Origin of the sequence: Mesorhizobium sp. M0983 (genome assembly GCF_040318975.1) — a bacterium.
Classification (GTDB): Bacteria; Pseudomonadota; Alphaproteobacteria; order Rhizobiales; family Rhizobiaceae; genus Mesorhizobium.
In genome coordinates this window covers 140434-158068 of sequence record NZ_JAMYNH010000009.1, presented here as the reverse complement: position 1 = coordinate 158068, position 17635 = coordinate 140434, and the positions used below count along the sequence as shown (strand labels likewise).

Below are 17635 nucleotides of genomic sequence, written 5' to 3'. Positions count from 1 at the left end.
TCACGTCAACGCACGATCCTCACGCACATCGGCGTGCCAATGCCGATGGATCGGCCGGTGTCGGTCAGCCGGCCGGTTGCGGCATCACGGGCGAAAATCGAGATGCGGTCGGCATTCTGGTTGGCCGAGAACAGATGGCCGCCCGAGGGCGTCAGTGCCAGATTGCGCGGCGTGGCGCCGCCGCAAGGCGTATAGTCGACAAGGGCAAGCCTGCCGGTTTGCTGGTCGATCGAAAACACCACGATGCTGTCATGGCCGCGGTTGGAGCCGTAGAGGAAGCGGCCGTCGGGCGAGATCTGGATATCGGCGCAGTGATTGCCGTCGCGTGCCTCGGGCGGCACGGCCGGCTTGCTGTCGACCACTGTAAGCTCGCCTGATGCTTCGTCCAGCGCCAGCGAGACGACCGTCGAATCCAGTTCGTTCATGACGAACACGAAGCGGCCGCCGGGATGCAGCGCGAGATGGCGCGGACCTGCGCCCGGCGCAAGCGCCGACTCGGCCAGTTTGGTCAGGCTGCAGTCTGAGCCGATGCGGTAGGACACCAGCCGGTCGATGCCGAGGTCGGCGACGATCGCAACACCGCCGGCAACCGTCTCGGTTACGCTATGGGCATGCGGCCGCTCCTGGCGTGCGAGGTCTGGTCCGGTCCCGCTATGGGCGACGCTCGACAATGGCGCGGTCAGGCCGCCATCGTCGCGCAGTCCGAAGACCACGACCGAGCGATCGGGGCCACCCTCGCCCATGCCGTAGTTGGCGACCAATAGCTTCGTCCGGTCGCGCGTGATGGTGTTGTGCGCCGTTATGCTGCCCAGCGTCGGCTGCTTATTGATGTAGGACAGCGTGGCGGCCTGCCTGTCGAAACGGTAGGCCGAGACCACGCCTTCGCGCCAGGTGAACACTTCGGAATTGGCGTAGATGTAGGAGCCATCCGGCGTCACCGACAGGAAGGTCGGATTGTCGATGCCTCCCGTCTCGGCCAGTTTCTTCGTCTCCAGCGTCCCCTCGTCGAAACTATAGACGCCCAGCCCGACACCGCGCGCGCCCTGAAAATATGGGGCGTCGCGGTTGAGGCTGCCGACGAAAACCAGACAGGCATTCTGCATCATTTCCTCCTGTTCCGCCGGCGTTGGCCGCCGCGGATCGCAGCAAAATTTCGCCGAGACTCGCTTGCAACACAACCCCATATGTGAAAATACTATTCACAAAAGAAGATTGACGGGAGGATCGATCATGCATTTCGCTGGTCTGCGGCGCGCCCTGATGGACGATTCCCGCTGCCCGGGGAAGTCGTCATGAGCGGCTTCGCGCCAACCGTTGGCGTGGCATCGACACACCCCGCCAACATGCCGAGGGAACACGCCGACCTTCCCGTCTGGAACGCGGAGAACTGGTTCTACGAAGACTGGCCGGTCGGCCAGAAGATCCGTTCGCTGCGCCGGACCATTGCCGAGGGCGACAGCCATCTCTTCAACACGCTGGTGCTCGACATCCATCCATACGTGCAGGACCAGATGTTCGCCGAAACGGAAGGCATCTTCGGCAAGCGGCTGGTCGCCGGCGCTTTCGTGTTCTCGGCCGGGCTCGGGCTCGTCGCCACCAATTGCATCAACGCCTTTTCGTATGGCTACGACAAATTGCGCTTCATCAAGCCGGTGTTCATCGGCGACACGATTTATTCGATCCGCTCCAACCTCGACAAGAAGCCGAAATACAAGGAAATGGGGCTGATCCGCGCCAGCTATGAAGTCTTCAAGGGCGAAGGCGAACTCGTGCTTTATTGCGAGCACCTGCAGACGGTGAAGTACCGCAATCCGGCCGACTTCGCCGGCAAGACGGAGAAATAGGCAATGGCTGCCATTGCCGAACTGCCGCTGATCGGGCTCATCGTCGTCGATATGAGCCAGTTCCTGTCCGGGCCTTACTGCTCGCTCAGACTGCTCGACCTCGGCGCCCGCGTCATCAAGATAGAACGGCCGGATGGCGGCGACCTGTCGCGCCGGCTTTATCTCAGCGACACCGAGATCGGCGGCGATTCCACAATTTTCCACGCGATCAACCGCGCTAAGGAAAGCCTTGCCATCGACCTGAAGGACGAGGCCGATCTTGCGGCGCTGCGCGGCCTGCTGGCCAAGGCCGACGTGCTGATCCAGAATTTCAGGCCCGGCGTCATCGAACGCCTGGGCTTCGATTACGAGGCGGTGCGCAAGATCAATCCGCGCCTGGTCTATGCCTCGATCAGCGGCTATGGCGAGGAAGGCCCGTGGGTCAAGCGGCCCGGGCAGGATCTGCTGGCGCAGGCCCGCTCCGGCGTGATGTGGCTGAACGGCGACGAGGACCAAGGGCCGGTGCCCTTCGGCCTGGCGATCGCCGACATGCTGGCGGGTTCCGCCGCCGCGCAAGGCATCCTCGCCGCACTGGTGCGGCGCGGCGTGACCGGCAAGGGCAGCCATGTCGAGACCAGCCTGCTCGAAGCGCTGGTCGACTTCCAGTTCGAGGTGCTGACGACGCATCTCAATGACGGGCGCCGGCTGCCGCGGCGGTCGAGCTTCCGCAGCGCGCACGCCTATCTCTCGGCGCCCTACGGCGTCTATCCGGCCAAGGACGGCTATCTGGCGATCGCCATGACGCCGATCTCGAAACTCGCCGATCTCCTCGGGCTCGAGGAGCTTGCGCCCTATCGCGACCAGCCGTCGACCTGGTTCACCGCCCGCGACGAGATCAAGGCGATCATCGCGCAAAAGATCGCGACGAAAACGGTCGATGAGTGGCTTACGATCCTCGAGCCCGCCGATATCTGGTGCGCCAAGGTTTTGACCTGGCCGGAGATGATGGCCAGCGAAGGCTTCCAAGTTCTCGACATGCTGCAGACGGTGACGCGCGAGGATGACGTTTCGATCCTCACCACGCGCTCGCCGCTCAGGGTCGACGGCATCCGCGCCAAGGTCGAGCGGGCCGCGCCACGCATCGGCGAGCACAGCGCAAAAATCCGCGAGGAGTTCGGGCTGTGAGCGACGTGACGCTCAAAGGCATGACCTGGAGCCATCCGCGCGGCTATGATCCGATGGTCGCCTGTTCGGCGCTGTGGACGGAACGCACCGGCGTCGCCATCGAATGGGACAAGCGCTCGCTGCAGGATTTCGAATCCTTCCCGGTCGAGGAATTGGCCCGTGCCTATGATCTGATCGTCATCGACCATCCGCATGTCGGCCAGATCACCGCCGAGAATTGTTTGACGCCGCTCGATGCGGCCGGCCGGGACGCCGAACGTGCAGCACTTGCGACGGGCAGCGTCGGCCGGTCCTATCCGAGCTACAACTGGCAAGGCAGGCAGTGGGCGTTTCCGATCGACGCGGCCAGCCAGGTGGAGGCCTGGCGGCCGGACATGCTTTCGGCTGCACCGGCGAACTGGGCCGATGCGCTCGATCTGGCCCGGCAAGGCCACGTGCTGTTGCCGCTCAGGCCGCCGCATGCGCTGATGGTGTTCTACACGCTTGCCGGCAATCTCGGCCGGCCCGCCGGCGAAGGCCCCGGCGACCATGTGGATCCGGCAACGGGCAAGCAGGTTTTCGAGATGATGCGCGAGATCGCGGCCCTCGTCGATCCGGCATGCCTTGGCATGGATCCGATCGCGGTTCTGGAGCAAATGGCCGGATCGGGATCACGGATCGCCTGTGCACCGCTGATCTATGGCTATGTCTCCTATGCCATCGCCGGGTTTCGACCCAACCGCCTGGCTTTCGCGGATATCCCGGCCGCGGGCAATGCCGGCCCCAAAGGCTCGGCGCTCGGCGGGACCGGCATTGCGGTGTCAGCTTTTTCGAAGGCCAGGCAGGCGGCCATCGACTTCGCCTACTGGATCGCCAGCGGTGACGTGCAGCGCGGCCCTTACGCCTCGGCCGGCGGCCAGCCCGGCCATGCGGCAGCCTGGGAGGATGTCGCCGTCAACGCTGCCACCGGCAATTTCTACAAGGACACCCGAGCCACGCTCGAAGGTGCCTGGGTCAGGCCGCGGCACGACGGCTACATGTCCTTCCAGCAGGCGGCGTCAGATCGCATCAATCTCGGCCTGAGCGAAAGGCACAATGCCGCTCGCGTCGTTGCCGATCTCAATCGCCTGTTTCGGGAAAGCCTTTCGACGCAGGTGTCCGGCGTTGCCGGCGGAGGAGCCTGAAAACAACCGAACGGAGGAGAACATGAACAGCCTGATCCGCGGCCTTATGGCCGCAACCGCACTTGCATCGGTCACGACCATAGCCTGCGCACAGGACGTGTCCTGATCGGCCTCGGCTTCCGGCCCTCGACCGTGCAGGCGGCACTTGGCCTGGTCATCGTGCTCCTGGTTTCGCTCTACGGCCGCGAGCGGCACGTGTCGGCGACGATCTGAAGCTGCTTACAAACTCCACAGCCGCTTGGCGTTGCCGGAGAGCAGCTTTTGCCGTTCATCGATGCTGGTGCCGGCAAGCAGCGCGTGCGTTGCCGCAATCCAGGTCGCAAGCCCGCCGCCAAGCGTGCAGACCGGCCAGTCGCTGCCCCAGACGACGCGTTCCCAGCCGAAGCATGCGATGGTGTGCTCGACATAGGAACGCAGCGTATCGACCGTCCAGGATCCGGCATCCGCATAGGCGACCACACCGGAAATTTTGCCGACGACGTTCGGGCGCCGCGCGATCTCCGCCATGTGCTCGCGCCAGGGGTGCTCGGCACCGCCCTTGATGTCGGGCACGCCGCAATGGTCGAGCACGAACTGCACATCCGGCGCGAGATCGGCGAGTGCGATCGCCTTGGGGATCTGGTGCGGCAGAACGACCAGGTCGAAGGTCAGGCCGGTGCCGGCTAGCCGCTTGATGTTTTCGCGGAACAGCGCGCCTTCCGACAGTTCATCCGGCACGACGTGCAGCACGCGGCGAAAGCCTTTGACGAAAGGATCTGCGCGCTGCGTTTCCAGATAAGCGGCAAAGCCGGGCTCTTCCGGACGGCAGGAGGCAATCGCTCCCCTCAACAAACTGCCCTTTTGCTGCGAGAGCGCTTTGACATGGCCGGTTTCGGCCTCGATGTCGGCTGGATCGACATCGACTTCCATGTGCAGCGCCGCCCCGATGCCGGCGCGACGGGCCTGGACTGCATATTCGTCGTAGGGGAAATCGCGGTTGAGCGCCGGCACGCCGGCCAGCCATGGATAGCGCAGGGCGGACTGGTCGATCAGGTGCAGATGGGTGTCGAAGATCATGGCGGCGCGCTCCTCCTTGGCGACTTCGAGATCATCTCACGGAGAAATTCTTCATTCAAATAAGAATTCATCGCGATTGCTTGACAGTCGATCCCGCCAGTTGCGACAGCTTTTCGGTCGCTGCCAGCAGCAGCTCTATCGTCCTGGTGATGTCGGGCGCCTTGGGTGCGTTGACCAGGGTTATGTAGGGGATCGACAGTGCGGCGATTGCCTTGCCGTCCGAGCCGAGAACGGGTGTCGACAGGTTGAACACGCCGGCCGTCTGCATCGACGCCATCATCTCGTAGCCGCGTTCCCGGATCTGATCGAGGCGAGCGAAAAACTCTGGCGATTGCGGTGGCTTGTCGGTGCTGCGCAGATGTTCGGAAATCATCATCTGCCGCTCTTCCGGCGGGCGGAACGCCAGCAGCACATGGCCGGACCCGGTGTCGAACAGGCTGATATGCGAGCCGACGCGGATGGAGATGCCCCAGTAATCCGGCGCTTCCTGCTGGGCAATGACCACGGCGGAGCCGCGATCGAAGACGACGAGCTGGTTTGCCTGCTGTGTGGTTTCGGCCAGTTCGCGCATCAGCGGCGTCGCATAGGAAACCAGCCGGCGCACCGGCGCGTGCAGCTGCGCCAGGCCAAACAGCTTGAGCGTCAGCGAATAACGGTCGCCATCCGGCCGCGTGACGTAGCCGCGACGCACCAGCCGATCCAGCATGCGGTAGAACTCATTCGGGCTGCGGTCGAGTTTCTTGGCGATTTCCGCCTGCGTCAGGCCGCCGTCGACGCCGGCCAGCAGCTCGAGGATGTCGAGCCCCTTGTCCAGCGCCGGGGCTCGATACCGGTCGTCTTCCTCGTCCTCTGCCATTGCGCCTCTCCAGTGAATTTCACTTTTCATATACGCAACAGCCTTGCTTCCGAAAGAACTTTCGGCTTGACGATCCTATAAATGTTTTGTTTGGATATGAATGAAGCTGCCGATCGACCTCGCTACGCGATCGATGCAGGCTCTTTGGGAGGATACCAATGACGAAACTGTTTTGCGGCCTGTCGGCCGGCGTAACGCTACTCGCGTTTGGTGCTAGTGCTGCCCTTGCTGCCGAACTGCCCGGCAAATTCGACGGCGTCACCATCGACGCCAAGCTGATCGGCGGCCAGCAATATGAAGGGCTCTACGCGCGGATCGGCGAATGGGAAAAACTGACCGGCGCCAAGGTCAACGTGATCTCGAAGAAGAACCACTTCGAGCTCGACAAGGAGATCAAGTCGGACATCGCCTCCGGCAGCATCAACTGGTGCGTCGGCTCGAACCACTCGTCCTTCGCGCCGCAATATCCTGATATCTACACCGACCTGAACAAGCTGCTGCCGAAGGAGGAGATCGACGCCTTCGTGCCGTCGACGATCAAGGCCTCGACGCTCGACGGCAAGCTGGTAATGCTGCCGCGCGCGCAGTTCGATGTCTCGGCGCTCTATTACCAGAAGAGCCTCTATCAGGATGAAGCCAAGAAGGCCGCCTACAAGGCCAAGTACGGCAAGGAACTGACACCGCCCGACACCTGGGACGAGGTCGCCCAGCAGGCGGAATTCTTCGCCAGCCCGCCCGATTTCTATGGCACCCAGTTCGCCGGCAAGGAAGAGGCGATCAACGGCCGTTTTTACGAGATGCTCATCGCCGACGGCGGCGAGTACCTCGACAAGGACGGCAGGCCCGCTTTCAACTCGGAGGCCGGCGTGCACGCGCTCGACTGGTTCGTCAATCTCTACAAGGCCAAGGCGGTGCCGGCCGGCACCACCAACTATCTGTGGGACGATCTCGGCCAGGGTTTTGCCTCGGGCACGGTCGCCATCAACCTCGATTGGCCTGGCTGGGCAGGCTTCTTCAACGATCCGAAGTCGTCGAAGGTCGCCGGCAATGTCGGCGTGAAGGTGGCGCCGAAGGGATCGGCCGGCATTCGCACCGGCTGGTCGGGGCACCACGGGTTTTCGGTCACCGAAAACTGCGCCAGCAAGGAAGCGGCCGCTTCGCTGGTCTGGTTCCTGACCAATGAGGACAGCCAGAAGCTCGAGGCGGCAAGCGGACCTCTGCCGACCCGCACGGCGGTGTGGGACTGGGACATCCAGCAGGCGGCAAACGATCCTTACAAGAAGGAAGTGCTGGCGGCTTTCCAGGAAGAGGCAAAGCACGCTTTCGCCGTGCCGCAGACACCTGAATGGATCGAAATCTCCAACGCCGTCTATCCCGAATTGCAGGCCGCCATCCTTGGCGACAAGACCTCCAAGCAGGCGCTGGACGACGCTGCCGCCAAGGCCACCCAGATCCTCGAGGACGCCGGCAAGCTTTGACCATTCTCCCAAGGGGGCGCCGCGCTCATTGAAGAGCGGCGCCCCCGAACTTTTTTCGAACCATGCGCAACCCGCTTTGTCTTGATCCCAGCTCGCCGATGGCGGGCTTCGGTGTCCGGGCACCAACCAGAACCGGATCGCCATGAAAGGCTGGAGACCCTCGCCACCATTGCTGCTCCTGCTGCCGGCGGTGATCGTGCTGGCGGCCGTGGTGGTGGTGCCGTTGCTGCTGTCGCTCTACTCCAGCTTCACGCCGTTCCGGCTGACCAGGCCTGAGACGTTCTGGGTCTTCATCGGCGCCCGCAACTACGTCACCATCCTGACCAGCCGCGATTTCTGGATCGCCTTTGCCCGTACTGTGGTGCTGCTGACGGTGGCGCTCAACCTGGAAATGCTGATCGGTCTCGGGCTGGCCCTGCTGGTGGAAAAAGCCTCGCGCGGCCAGCGGGTCCTGCGCACCATCATGATGTTTCCGATGATGTTTTCGCCGATCCTCGTCGGCTTCCAGTTCAAATTCATGTTCAACGACAATATCGGCCTGGTGAACAACGCCCTGCAGGCGCTCGGCCTGACCGATCGCGCCATCCCGTGGCTGATCGACGGCAATCTCGCCTTCATCGCCATCCTGACCGCCGAGATCTGGTCGTCGACTTCGGTGTTCGCGATCCTCATCCTAGCCGGGCTGCTGGCGATGCCGCGCGAACCGGTCGAGGCGGCCCGCGTCGACGGCTGCACGCCATGGCAGACATTCCGCTATGTCACCTGGCCGTTCATCATGCCGTTTGCCTTCATCGCCATGACCATCCGCTCGCTCGACGTCGCGCGCGCCTACGACATCGTCAAGATCATGACCGACGGCGGCCCTGCCGGCCGCACCGAGCTGGTCTGGACGCTGGTCGCCCGCACCGCCTATGGCGATGCCAAAATGGGCATGGCCAATGCCATGGCCTATTTCTCGATCCTGCTGTCGATCCTGTTCACCGTCTATTTCTACCGCAAGCTCGCCGCGGCGCGCACGCAGATCGCGGCGGAGTGGTGAGGATGGACCAGAACAGCCTGCATCGCGCCGGCAACAAAGCGCTTCGGATCGTCCATGGCATCGGGCTGTTCCTGGCCATGCTGGTCATCTGCCTGCCCGGCATCTGGATCGTGCTGTCGTCGCTGCGGCCGACTGTCGAGATCATGGCCAAGCCGCCGGTGTGGATTCCGCAGCAACTCTCGCTCGATGCCTACGTCGCCATGTTCAGCGGCGTCGGCAAGGGCGGCATTCCGGTGTTCGACTATTTCCGCAATTCGCTGATCATCTCGGTGACCTCGACGCTGATCGCCATCGCCATCGGCATGGCGGGCGGCTATGCCTTTGCGCGCTATCGCTTCCAAGCCAAGTCGGCGATGTTTCTCGGCCTGATGCTGACGCGCACGGTGCCCGGCATCGCACTGTCCCTGCCGCTGTTCTTCGTCTTTGCGCGGCTCGGCATCATCGACACGCATTTCGGGCTGATCCTGGTCTATGTCGCGCTCAATGTGCCCTTCACCATCTGGCTGATCGACGGCTTTTTCCGCCAGGTACCGAAAGACCTTGCCGAGGCGGCGCAGATCGACGGCTGCACGCGCTGGCAGGCCTTCTGGCAGGTCGAGTTTCCGCTCGCCGGGCCCGGCATCGCCTCGGCCGGAATCTTTGCCTTCCTCACCTCGTGGAACGAGTTCGCGCTGGCCTCGCAGCTGACACGCTCGATTAACTCCAAGACCCTGCCGGTTGGCCTGCTCGACTATACGGCCGAATTCACCATCGACTGGCGCGGCATGTGCGCGCTCGCCGTGGTCATGGTCATACCGGCGCTCACGCTTACCTTCATCGTCCAGAAACACCTCGTCGGCGGCCTCACTTCCGGCGCGGTGAAAGGCTGACATGGCAACCGTATCGCTCAAGAATCTCACCAAAAGCTACGGCCCGGTGGCGGTGGTGCACGGCATCGATCTCGAGGTCGCCGACCGCGAGTTCATCGCGCTGGTCGGGCCGTCCGGTTGCGGCAAGTCGACAACCCTGCGCATGATCGCCGGCCTCGAGGCGATCAGCGACGGCGTCATCGAGATCGGCGGCCGCATGGTCAACGACCTGCCGCCGCGCTCGCGCAACATCTCGATGGTGTTCCAGTCCTACGCGCTCTATCCGCATATGACGGTGCGCGAAAACCTCGGCTTCTCGCTCAAGATCGCGGGCGCCGCGAAAGAAGAAATGGACCGTCGCGTCGCCGAAGCGTCCGGCATTCTCGGCCTCGACCAATTGCTCGACCGCCGGCCGTCGCAGCTGTCCGGCGGACAGCGCCAGCGCGTGGCCATGGGCCGCGCCATCGTGCGCGATCCCGATGTCTTCCTGTTCGACGAGCCACTTTCCAATCTCGACGCCAAGCTTCGGACGCAGATGCGCACCGAGATCAAGAAGCTGCACGCCAAGGTCAAGTCGACGGTGATCTACGTCACCCATGACCAGGTCGAAGCGATGACATTGGCGGACCGCATCGTCATCATGCGTGACGGTTTTATCGAGCAGGTCGGCACACCCGACGAGGTGTTCCGCCGGCCGCAGACACGCTTCGTCGCGGGCTTCATCGGCTCGCCACCGATGAACCTGCATGAGGCGGTTGTCGACGACGGACAGCTGCTGTTCGCCAGCGGCGAGAAGCTGCCTCTGCCCAGCCAGTTCAAAGCCAATGTCGAAACCGGCGACAAGGTCGTGTTCGGCCTCAGGCCCGACGACATCTATCCGACCGGACACGGCATCAGCTCCGGCGAAGATGTCGACGTCCACCAGGTCGAGTTGCCGGTGACCGTCACCGAGCCGCTCGGCAATGAGACGCTGGTGTTCGCCGAATTCAACGGCAGCGACTGGGTATCACGGATGCTCAATCCAAAGCCGCTCAAAGCCGGCGACCGGGTCAAGATGAGCCTGGACCTGTCGCAGGCCCATCTGTTTTCTGCTGAAACGGGCAAGACATTGCGAGGTTAAAATCATGGCAAAGATCGAGAAAGTCGAACTGCGCATGGTCGACTTGGTGCCTAAGGTCAAGCGCACCGATGCCATCCAGAGTTTTGTCAGCCAGGAAACACCGATCGTCACCATCACCGATGCCGACGGCGCGGTCGGCTCCGGCTACAGCTACACGATCGGCACCGGCGGCTCGTCGGTGATGCGACTGCTGGCCGACCACCTTGCGCCGCGGCTGATCGGCCGCGACGCCGACATGATCGAGGCGGTCTGGCGCGAGTTGGAGTTCGCCACCCATGCCACGACGATCGGCGCGATCACGGCAATCGCGCTGGCGGCCATCGACACTGCTCTTTGGGACCTGCGGGCGAAGAAACAGAGACTGCCGCTGTGGAAGCTGGCCGGCGGCGCCAAGGACCGCTGCCCGCTCTACACGACCGAAGGCGGCTGGCTGCATATCGAAACCGAGGCGCTGGTCGAGGATGCGCTGGCCGCCAAGGCCAAGGGTTTTCGCGGCTCGAAGGTCAAGATCGGCAAGCCGCACGGTTCCGAGGATCTTACTCGGCTGACGGCGGTGCGCCGGGCGGTTGGAGACTCCTACGAGATCATGACCGACTGCAACCAGGGCTTTTCGGTCGACGAGGCAATCCGCCGGGCCGAACGCTTTCGCGACCTCGACCTCGCCTGGATCGAGGAACCGCTGCCGGCCGACGACATTGACGGCCATGTGCGGCTGTCGAGTGCGACGTCGACGCCGATCGCGGTCGGCGAGTCGCTCTATTCGATCCGGCATTTCCGCGAATATATGCAGAAGGGCGCGTGTTCGATCGTGCAGGTCGATGTCGGCCGCATCGGCGGCATTACGCCGTGGCTGAAGGTGGCGCACGCGGCCGAGGCGTTCGACATCCCCGTCTGCCCGCATTTCCTGATGGAACTGCATGTCAGCCTGACATGCGCCGTTCAGAACGGCAGATATGTCGAGTATATTCCCCAGCTCGACGAGCTGACCGGCAAGAAAATGCGTATCGAGGACGGGCACGCATTGGCGCCGGACGAGCCCGGCATCGGCATCGACTGGGACTGGGATGCGATCAAGGCGAAGAGCATCGCGGAATTCACCACGACGATAGTGAAATAGGAGGCGGACATGCAGCGAATGGGAATGGTGCTCGGCCTCAAGCCGGAGAAAGTCGCCGAGTATGTGCGGCTTCACGCCGCCGTCTGGCCGGACGTCCTCAAGATGATTTCCGCCTGCAACATCAAGAATTATTCGATTTATCTGAGGGAGCCGGAGCACCTTTTGTTCAGCACCTTCGAGTACCACGGCACCGATTTCGCCTCCGACATGGCCAAGATGGCGGCCGATCCCACGACGCAGGAATGGTGGGCGCTGTGCATGCCATGCCAGGAGCCGCTGCCGACCAGCAAGGAGGGCGAGTGGTGGGCGTCGATGGACGAAGTCTTCCATTATGACTGATGACATCTTCGATCCTGCCTCGCTTTCCCAGGCCTGGGCACAGCCGTCAAAGCCCAGGCCGATCGTGATTTTCGGCGCCGGCTCGATCGTCGGCGATGCGCATTTCCCGGCCTACGGGAAAGCCGGTTTCCCGGTTGCCGGGCTTTTCGACCCCGACCTGGCCAAGGCCGAAAAACTGGCGCAGAAATGGGGCGTCACCGCTTACCGGTCGGTCGAGGAAGCTGCTGCGATCAAGGACGCCGTCTTCGACCTGGCGACACCGCCGGCCTATCATGCCGGCGTGCTCAGGGCGCTGCCCGATGGTGCGGTGGCACTGATCCAGAAGCCGATGGGCAGCAATCTCAGCGAGGCGACCGAGATCCTCGAAATCTGCCGCTCCAAAGACCTCCAAGCGGCGGTGAACTTCCAGCTGCGCTTCGCGCCGATGATGCTGGCGCTCAGGGATGCGATCGCCAAGGGCTGGCTGGGCGAAGTGGTCGATTTCGACGCATGGCTGGCGCTGGCGACACCCTGGCAGCTCTGGGAATTCCTGTTGCAGGCGCCGCGCGTCGAGATCGCCATGCATTCGATCCATTATCTCGACCTGATCCGGCAATTGCTCGGCGACCCCAAGGGGGTTCACGCCAAGACGCTCGGCCACCCCGGCCACAAGGTCGCGCAAACGCGCACCAGCGCGATCCTCGACTATGGCGACACCGTGCGCTGTGCACTGTCGATCAACCACGATCACAAATTCGGTCGAAAACACCAGGCCTGCGAATTCCGCATCTGCGGCACCGAAGGCGCCGCCTACCTCAAACTGGGCGTCAACCTCGACTATCCGCGCGGCGAGCCGGACATCCTCGAAATCTACCCCAAGGGCGGCACGGACTGGATTGCGGTTCCACTCGTCGGCGCATGGTTTCCGGACGCCTTTGCCGGCCGCATGGCCAATGTCCAGCGCTACGCATCTGGCGAGGACGCCGAGCTTGTCAGTTCCGTCGAGGACGGCTGGAACACCATGGCGCTGGTCGAAGCCGCCTACCAATCGAGCGCGGCGCCGGCAACACCGATAGCGGCGAGGCCCTGACATGGAGCAGACTGTCTATTTCGAGGACTACCAGATCGGCTCGTCGCGCATGACCAGCGGGCGCACCATCACCGAGACCGACTTCGTCGTCCATGCCGGCCATACCGGCGATTTCTTTCCCCACCACATGGACGCCGAGTTCATGAAGACGACGCCGTTCGGCCAGCGCATCGCCCACGGCACGCTGGTCTTTTCGGTCGGCGTCGGGCTGACGGCGAGCGTCGTCAACCCGGTCGCCTTCTCCTATGGCTACGACAGGCTGCGCTTCATCAAGCCGGTGTTCATCGGCGATACGATCAGGACCCGCACCACCATCTCGGCCAAGGAAGACGACCCGAAGCGACCCGATTCAGGCCGGGTCGTCGAGCGCTGCGAGGTGATCAACCAGCATGGCAACGTGGTGCTGGTCGCCGACCACATCTACATCGTCGAGCGTCGCGACAAGCCGAGCAGGGCGTCGACGGACGGCCCCGAAACCTGAAACAAAAAAACCGCCTTGCGGCGGGTCCTCAGTGCGAATCAGCACCATACGTAAATTAGTAGCATAGCTGCCGGCACAAAGCAAGAACAAAATGTGGCGCTGTCGGCAAAAAATGCGAATTCACTTCACCCGTTCCCGTCTTTATCCGCTTGCCGAGGTCGCGCTCAAGGCTGCCTGCCCCGGAACGTTAAGGTGGAACTGTCGGCAGGCAGCGGATGATGCCGACATCGGGAATTGGTCACACCCGGTTGACCGGATATACCGCCTTGCCGCCGCGCAGGACCGCTGCGACATCGGCAAACACCTTGTTGCGAACCTCCGCGTAAGACTGCGTCGAGTAGTGCGCCGCGTGTGGACTGACCAGGACGGTGTCCAGCGCCAGCAGCGGATTGTCGGGCGAAGGCGGCTCCTGCTCGAACGTGTCGATGCCGGCGCCCGCCAGATGGCGACGCCGGATCAGATCCGCCAACGCGACCTCGTCGACGAGGCCGCCGCGGGACACGTTGATGAATATCGCTCCTTCCTTCATCCGCGACAGGGCATCCGCCGACATGATGTTTCTGGTCTCCGGTGTCGCTGGAACGTGCAGCGAGACGATGTCGGCCCGGGCCAGCAGCTCGTCGAAGCCGACCGGTTCGGCACCGCCGGCCGTGATGCGCTCTGCCGGCATATGCGGGTCGTAGGCGATGATATGATAGCCGAAGACCCGCGCCCGCTCGGCAGTCAGGCGCCCGATCTGGCCGAAGCCGATCAGCCCGAGAATCTGCCTGTCCGGCCGCGTGATGCCGGCACCGTCGGTCATCGCCGCCCAGCGGCCGGCGCGCACCGCGCTGTCGAACTGCTTCAGCCTGCGCGCCAAGGCCAGGATCAGGGCCATGGCGTGGGTGCTGACTTCCACCAGATTGGCGTCCGGCACGTAGGTTACCTGAACACCGGCACGGCTAGCGGCCTCGACGTCGATCGAGTCGAGCCCTACGCCGAACCGCCCGATGACCTTGAGGTTCTTCAGTTCCGCCAAAACGCGAGCCGTGATCGGCTCCCGCAATACCATCAATGCGTCGGCGTCGCGGCAGTGTTCGATCAGGGCATCTTCTGTGAGCAGCGTCTTTTCGACAAACTCGGCGCTCAAGCCGTCGAGGTAGCGCAGCTGCTCCTCCTCGACTGACAGCACACCGTCGGTCTTGATGATCTTCATGGCAAACTCTTGCTATGAGGCGCTGCGCGCCGAGGCGACGCCGGCGGCAAGGCCGGCGCCGAGAAACATCGTGTCGCTGGCCAGCATGTAGAAGCTGATGCCGTGCCGCGACCATTTGCCGACATCATCCGCCGAAGGGCGAAAGATGCCGACGGCCTTGCCGGCCGCGCGCGCTACGGCCGCAATCCTGGTAATCGCGGCATTGAGCTTGTCCTGGCCGGCCGGCCCCATGGCGTCGATCGAGACCGACAGGTCGCCGGGGCCAATGAAGACCACGTCGACGCCGTCGACCTGGACGATGTCGTCGATGTTGGCGAGGCCCTCGGCCGTCTCGACCTGGATGGCGACCGTCAGGACCTCGTTGGCCGATTTGAGGTAGTCCGGAATCCTGTAGCCATAACCGGCGGCGCGGCCTGGACCGACACCACGTGCGCCGACCGGCGGGTAACGGCAGGCCATGACCACCATGCGGGCTTGCTCGGCCGTCGAGACGCGGGGTACCAGGACGCCCGACGCGCCGGCGTCGAGCGCGGCCGCCATCCATTCCGGCGTGTGGCCGGGAACGCGCACCATCGCGGGAACCTTGTGGGCATCGGCGGCGCGAACCAGATCCTCGAGCCGTTCGCGGCCGATCTGCGAATGCTCCCAGTCGATGCACAGGAAATCGACCCCGCTGGCGGCCGCCACTTCGACCGCCACCGGGTGCGGGATGGCGCAGAAGGTGCCGATGAGGCGATCGAGAGAGACACATTTCTTGCGAAAGTCGTACATGAAATCTCCAGAGATTTTTCGGCGTCGGCAAAACCTGTTTGCGCTATGTGGCCCGCGGCAAAGGATGCACGGCTTCCGTCGACATCGGGAAATGCCGGCTGCCGCCTGAAAACGGCGGGAAAGTCTTGTAGTCGGCGCGCATCTCCAGCCGCGCCGGCGATTGCAGCGCGTGCGTCAATGCCGCGGGACTGTCGAACATGACCCGGTTGCGCTGCATATGGTCGATGCGCGGCCAGGGCAGCGAGCCGCACCAATCCAGTCGCGACAGAACCTCGATGTGGCGAATGCCGCGAAAGCCGCGCATCAATTGCGGATGATGCGTCACATAGTGGTAGAGCCAGACATTCATGTCCTCGGCCGGCCCGGGATAGTGGACAAGATAGCTGCAGGGGAGCCCCGACGTCTTGACGCCAGCGTCGTCGACGGGAAACGGACGCACGCACATAGCCTGTTGCGTCGGCCTCGAACCAGCGACGCTCGACAGCATACGCGGTGCTGCAAGCGCCTGCAGATGGCCGGACGGCGCCAGCGCCGCCTCCATGTCCGCCAATTCGTCGAAATAAAGCTGGAAGCCAAAGACCGGCGGTGGGCCATCGTTGTTGAACATGTCCGTCGCCACTTCGGGCAGATAGATGTTTGCAAGCGCAAGGCCCGGCGTCGATGCAATCACCCGCCGCACGGCATCAACGTCTTCACCGGCGATGGCCAAATTTGCCTCGCGGTCATCATGGAAGAAAGCAAGATAGGCAAAGCGCATTTGGACACCTGCTGGATCGAGTTCGACTAGATCAAATTCGGAAGAAAGAGAGCGATCTGCGGAAAGAGGACAATCAGCAGGATCAGCAAAAGCGTCAGCGCGATGTAGGGTGCCGCTGACATGGCAACCGTCTTGAGCGATGTGCCTTTCGGCGCAACACCGATCATGATGAACAGCAGCAGACCAAACGGCGGCGTGGTGAAGCCGACCTCGTAGGCGAGCAGCAGGATCAGCCCGAACCATACCGGCTCGTAGCCGAATTGGTGGGCGATCGGCAGGAAGATCGGCAGCGTGATCAGCATCATCGAGACCTGATCCATGAACATGCCGAGCAGCAGGATGACGAGCACCATCATGAGCAGCATGGGATACGGTCCAAGATCATAGCCGACGATGAACTGGATAAAGCCGTTGGAGGCGCCGGAGAAGGCGAATATCTGCGAAAACGTCGTCGAAGCCGAGATGATCAGGAAGGTCATGCCGGTGACCTTCATCGCATCGTCCAGCGACTTCCAGACAACCGACCAGCTGAACCGCCGGTAGACAAACAACAAGGCGAACACGGCGGCACAGCCGAGCCCCGCCGATTCCGTCGGCGTCGCTATTCCAAGGATGATCGTGCCAACCACCATGAACACGATGACGCTCATCGGAATGATGTTGACGGCAACTGCCCTCACCTTCTCGGCCGCAGGAACGGCGGGCACCGGATAGTGCGGAGCGGCGTCCGGATCGATCTTCGTCTGTGCGAAGATCAGCGCCGCGTACATGACAACGAGGAGCAGCCCGGGCAAAGCCCCCGCTATGAGCAGCGCGCCTACGTCGATCTGGGCCAGCGAGCCGAGCAAGACGGCCAGCGAGGATGGCGGGATGATGACGGCAAGGCTTCCGGCGCCAAGCACCGGGCCGTAGGCCATATGCGGCTTGTAGCCCCGCTTCAGCATCTCCGGCACCATCAGCGAACCCATCATGCCGGTATTGGCGAGGCTCGAGCCCGACAGCGCGGAAAAGATGGTGCCGGCGGCGAGAACGACATAAGCGAGGCGTCCGCGCAGATTGCCGATGCACAGGTCGAGCGCGTAGATGACCTTCTCGCCGAGGCCGGAGCGGAAGAACAGGCTGCCCATGACAAGAAACATCGGCAGCGGAGCGAGCGCATAGGTCGAGACGGCGTCGGAGAAGTTGGCGACCATCTGCGTCACGCCGATCGAACCGCCGAAGAACAGGTACAGCCCGATCACATTGGTGACGAAGAAAGCGAAGGCGACCGGCAGCCCAAGCCCCATCAACACGAGGATGGTGCCAACAAGCACGGCGAATGGAAACAGCCAGGCCACC

The 17635-nt window shown here is 63.2% G+C and carries 18 protein-coding genes; 11 read left to right on the top strand and 7 right to left on the bottom strand.

What is annotated here, in order from left to right; translation table 11 throughout:
- Window positions 1–5: 5 nt before the first annotated feature.
- Entirely contained in the window at window positions 6–1103 is a 1098-nt protein-coding gene (locus NKH71_RS18520; RefSeq protein ID WP_352895240.1) for a lactonase family protein, read from the bottom strand.
- Between the two features lie 189 nt (window positions 1104–1292).
- On the opposite strand from NKH71_RS18520, the gene NKH71_RS18515 reads away from it, so the two are divergent.
- Genes NKH71_RS18515 through NKH71_RS18505 form a run of 3 tightly spaced genes read left to right on the top strand, consistent with a single transcriptional unit; the run spans window position 1293 to window position 4171 of the window.
- Window positions 1293–1844: a MaoC family dehydratase gene (locus NKH71_RS18515; protein WP_352895239.1), complete on the top strand. Its 552-nt coding sequence runs from the start codon at window positions 1293–1295 to the stop codon at window positions 1842–1844.
- 3 nt (window positions 1845–1847) lie between these two features.
- A complete protein-coding gene (locus NKH71_RS18510; RefSeq protein WP_352493936.1) occupies window positions 1848–3008 on the top strand; it encodes a CaiB/BaiF CoA transferase family protein in 1161 nt (386 codons plus the stop codon).
- A 20-nt stretch (window positions 3009–3028) separates the two neighbouring features.
- A complete protein-coding gene (locus NKH71_RS18505; protein WP_352895269.1) occupies window positions 3029–4171 on the top strand; it encodes an extracellular solute-binding protein in 1143 nt (380 codons plus the stop codon).
- 219 nt (window positions 4172–4390) lie between these two features.
- On the opposite strand, the gene NKH71_RS18500 is transcribed toward NKH71_RS18505, so the two are convergent.
- Together NKH71_RS18500 and NKH71_RS18495 are read right to left on the bottom strand one after the other, a co-directional pair.
- Entirely contained in the window at window positions 4391–5227 is an 837-nt protein-coding gene (locus tag NKH71_RS18500) for an amidohydrolase family protein (protein ID WP_352895238.1), read from the bottom strand.
- 67 nt (window positions 5228–5294) lie between these two features.
- Entirely contained in the window at window positions 5295–6083 is a 789-nt protein-coding gene (locus NKH71_RS18495; RefSeq protein WP_352502210.1) for an IclR family transcriptional regulator, read from the bottom strand.
- 158 nt (window positions 6084–6241) lie between these two features.
- Between NKH71_RS18495 and NKH71_RS18490 the strand changes: the two genes are divergently transcribed.
- The 8 genes from NKH71_RS18490 to NKH71_RS18455 all read left to right on the top strand — a co-directional run bounded on the left by NKH71_RS18490 (window position 6242) and on the right by NKH71_RS18455 (window position 13574).
- On the top strand, window positions 6242–7561 hold the full coding sequence (locus NKH71_RS18490; RefSeq protein ID WP_352715849.1) for a type 2 periplasmic-binding domain-containing protein: 1320 nt from the start codon (window positions 6242–6244) through the stop codon (window positions 7559–7561).
- A gap of 142 nt (window positions 7562–7703) precedes the next feature.
- Window positions 7704–8600: a carbohydrate ABC transporter permease gene (locus NKH71_RS18485; RefSeq protein WP_352715852.1), complete on the top strand. Its 897-nt coding sequence runs from the start codon at window positions 7704–7706 to the stop codon at window positions 8598–8600.
- 2 nt (window positions 8601–8602) lie between these two features.
- Window positions 8603–9469 carry a carbohydrate ABC transporter permease gene (locus NKH71_RS18480; RefSeq protein WP_352895237.1) on the top strand — a complete coding sequence of 289 codons (867 nt, stop codon included), beginning with the start codon at window positions 8603–8605 and terminating at the stop codon, window positions 9467–9469.
- A gap of 1 nt (window position 9470) precedes the next feature.
- Complete coding sequence (locus NKH71_RS18475; protein ID WP_023716655.1) at window positions 9471–10568, top strand: ABC transporter ATP-binding protein; 1098 nt, start codon at window positions 9471–9473, stop codon at window positions 10566–10568.
- Between the two features lie 4 nt (window positions 10569–10572).
- Window positions 10573–11685: a mandelate racemase/muconate lactonizing enzyme family protein gene (locus tag NKH71_RS18470; RefSeq protein ID WP_352814462.1), complete on the top strand. Its 1113-nt coding sequence runs from the start codon at window positions 10573–10575 to the stop codon at window positions 11683–11685.
- 9 nt (window positions 11686–11694) lie between these two features.
- A complete protein-coding gene (locus tag NKH71_RS18465) occupies window positions 11695–12024 on the top strand; it encodes an L-rhamnose mutarotase (protein ID WP_352590351.1) in 330 nt (109 codons plus the stop codon).
- A complete protein-coding gene (locus NKH71_RS18460; RefSeq protein ID WP_352590354.1) occupies window positions 12017–13093 on the top strand; it encodes a Gfo/Idh/MocA family protein in 1077 nt (358 codons plus the stop codon). The genes NKH71_RS18465 and NKH71_RS18460 overlap by 8 nt, the downstream gene beginning before the upstream one ends.
- Window position 13094: 1 nt before the next feature.
- Window positions 13095–13574: a MaoC/PaaZ C-terminal domain-containing protein gene (locus NKH71_RS18455; RefSeq protein ID WP_352590357.1), complete on the top strand. Its 480-nt coding sequence runs from the start codon at window positions 13095–13097 to the stop codon at window positions 13572–13574.
- A 238-nt stretch (window positions 13575–13812) separates the two neighbouring features.
- Here the strand turns inward: NKH71_RS18455 and NKH71_RS18450 are convergent, their stop codons facing one another.
- From NKH71_RS18450 to NKH71_RS18435, 4 genes are read right to left on the bottom strand one after another with little or no spacing between them, the layout of a single operon-like run.
- On the bottom strand, window positions 13813–14769 hold the full coding sequence (locus NKH71_RS18450) for a C-terminal binding protein (protein WP_352547444.1): 957 nt from the start codon (window positions 14767–14769) through the stop codon (window positions 13813–13815).
- A 12-nt stretch (window positions 14770–14781) separates the two neighbouring features.
- Window positions 14782–15540, bottom strand: a complete 759-nt coding sequence (locus tag NKH71_RS18445) for an HpcH/HpaI aldolase family protein (RefSeq protein ID WP_352895236.1) — start codon at window positions 15538–15540, stop codon at window positions 14782–14784.
- A gap of 43 nt (window positions 15541–15583) precedes the next feature.
- Window positions 15584–16297: a hypothetical protein gene (locus NKH71_RS18440; protein ID WP_352895235.1), complete on the bottom strand. Its 714-nt coding sequence runs from the start codon at window positions 16295–16297 to the stop codon at window positions 15584–15586.
- A 26-nt stretch (window positions 16298–16323) separates the two neighbouring features.
- Window positions 16324–17634: a TRAP transporter large permease gene (locus NKH71_RS18435; RefSeq protein ID WP_352482787.1), complete on the bottom strand. Its 1311-nt coding sequence runs from the start codon at window positions 17632–17634 to the stop codon at window positions 16324–16326.
- Window position 17635: the final 1 nt, after the last annotated feature.

Bases quoted from the DNA above. Each gene is read 5' to 3' on its own strand.
- NKH71_RS18520 (WP_352895240.1), bottom strand. From the start codon at position 1,103: ATGCAGAATGCCTGTCTGGTTTTCGTCGGCAGCCTCAACCGCGACGCC.
- NKH71_RS18515 (WP_352895239.1), top strand. From the start codon at position 1,293: ATGAGCGGCTTCGCGCCAACCGTTGGCGTGGCATCGACACACCCCGCC.
- NKH71_RS18510 (WP_352493936.1), top strand. From the start codon at position 1,848: ATGGCTGCCATTGCCGAACTGCCGCTGATCGGGCTCATCGTCGTCGAT.
- NKH71_RS18505 (WP_352895269.1), top strand. From the start codon at position 3,029: ATGACCTGGAGCCATCCGCGCGGCTATGATCCGATGGTCGCCTGTTCG.
- NKH71_RS18500 (WP_352895238.1), bottom strand. From the start codon at position 5,227: ATGATCTTCGACACCCATCTGCACCTGATCGACCAGTCCGCCCTGCGC.
- NKH71_RS18495 (WP_352502210.1), bottom strand. From the start codon at position 6,083: ATGGCAGAGGACGAGGAAGACGACCGGTATCGAGCCCCGGCGCTGGAC.
- NKH71_RS18490 (WP_352715849.1), top strand. From the start codon at position 6,242: ATGACGAAACTGTTTTGCGGCCTGTCGGCCGGCGTAACGCTACTCGCG.
- NKH71_RS18485 (WP_352715852.1), top strand. From the start codon at position 7,704: ATGAAAGGCTGGAGACCCTCGCCACCATTGCTGCTCCTGCTGCCGGCG.
- NKH71_RS18480 (WP_352895237.1), top strand. From the start codon at position 8,603: ATGGACCAGAACAGCCTGCATCGCGCCGGCAACAAAGCGCTTCGGATC.
- NKH71_RS18475 (WP_023716655.1), top strand. From the start codon at position 9,471: ATGGCAACCGTATCGCTCAAGAATCTCACCAAAAGCTACGGCCCGGTG.
- NKH71_RS18470 (WP_352814462.1), top strand. From the start codon at position 10,573: ATGGCAAAGATCGAGAAAGTCGAACTGCGCATGGTCGACTTGGTGCCT.
- NKH71_RS18465 (WP_352590351.1), top strand. From the start codon at position 11,695: ATGCAGCGAATGGGAATGGTGCTCGGCCTCAAGCCGGAGAAAGTCGCC.
- NKH71_RS18460 (WP_352590354.1), top strand. From the start codon at position 12,017: ATGACTGATGACATCTTCGATCCTGCCTCGCTTTCCCAGGCCTGGGCA.
- NKH71_RS18455 (WP_352590357.1), top strand. From the start codon at position 13,095: ATGGAGCAGACTGTCTATTTCGAGGACTACCAGATCGGCTCGTCGCGC.
- NKH71_RS18450 (WP_352547444.1), bottom strand. From the start codon at position 14,769: ATGAAGATCATCAAGACCGACGGTGTGCTGTCAGTCGAGGAGGAGCAG.
- NKH71_RS18445 (WP_352895236.1), bottom strand. From the start codon at position 15,540: ATGTACGACTTTCGCAAGAAATGTGTCTCTCTCGATCGCCTCATCGGC.
- NKH71_RS18440 (WP_352895235.1), bottom strand. From the start codon at position 16,297: ATGCGCTTTGCCTATCTTGCTTTCTTCCATGATGACCGCGAGGCAAAT.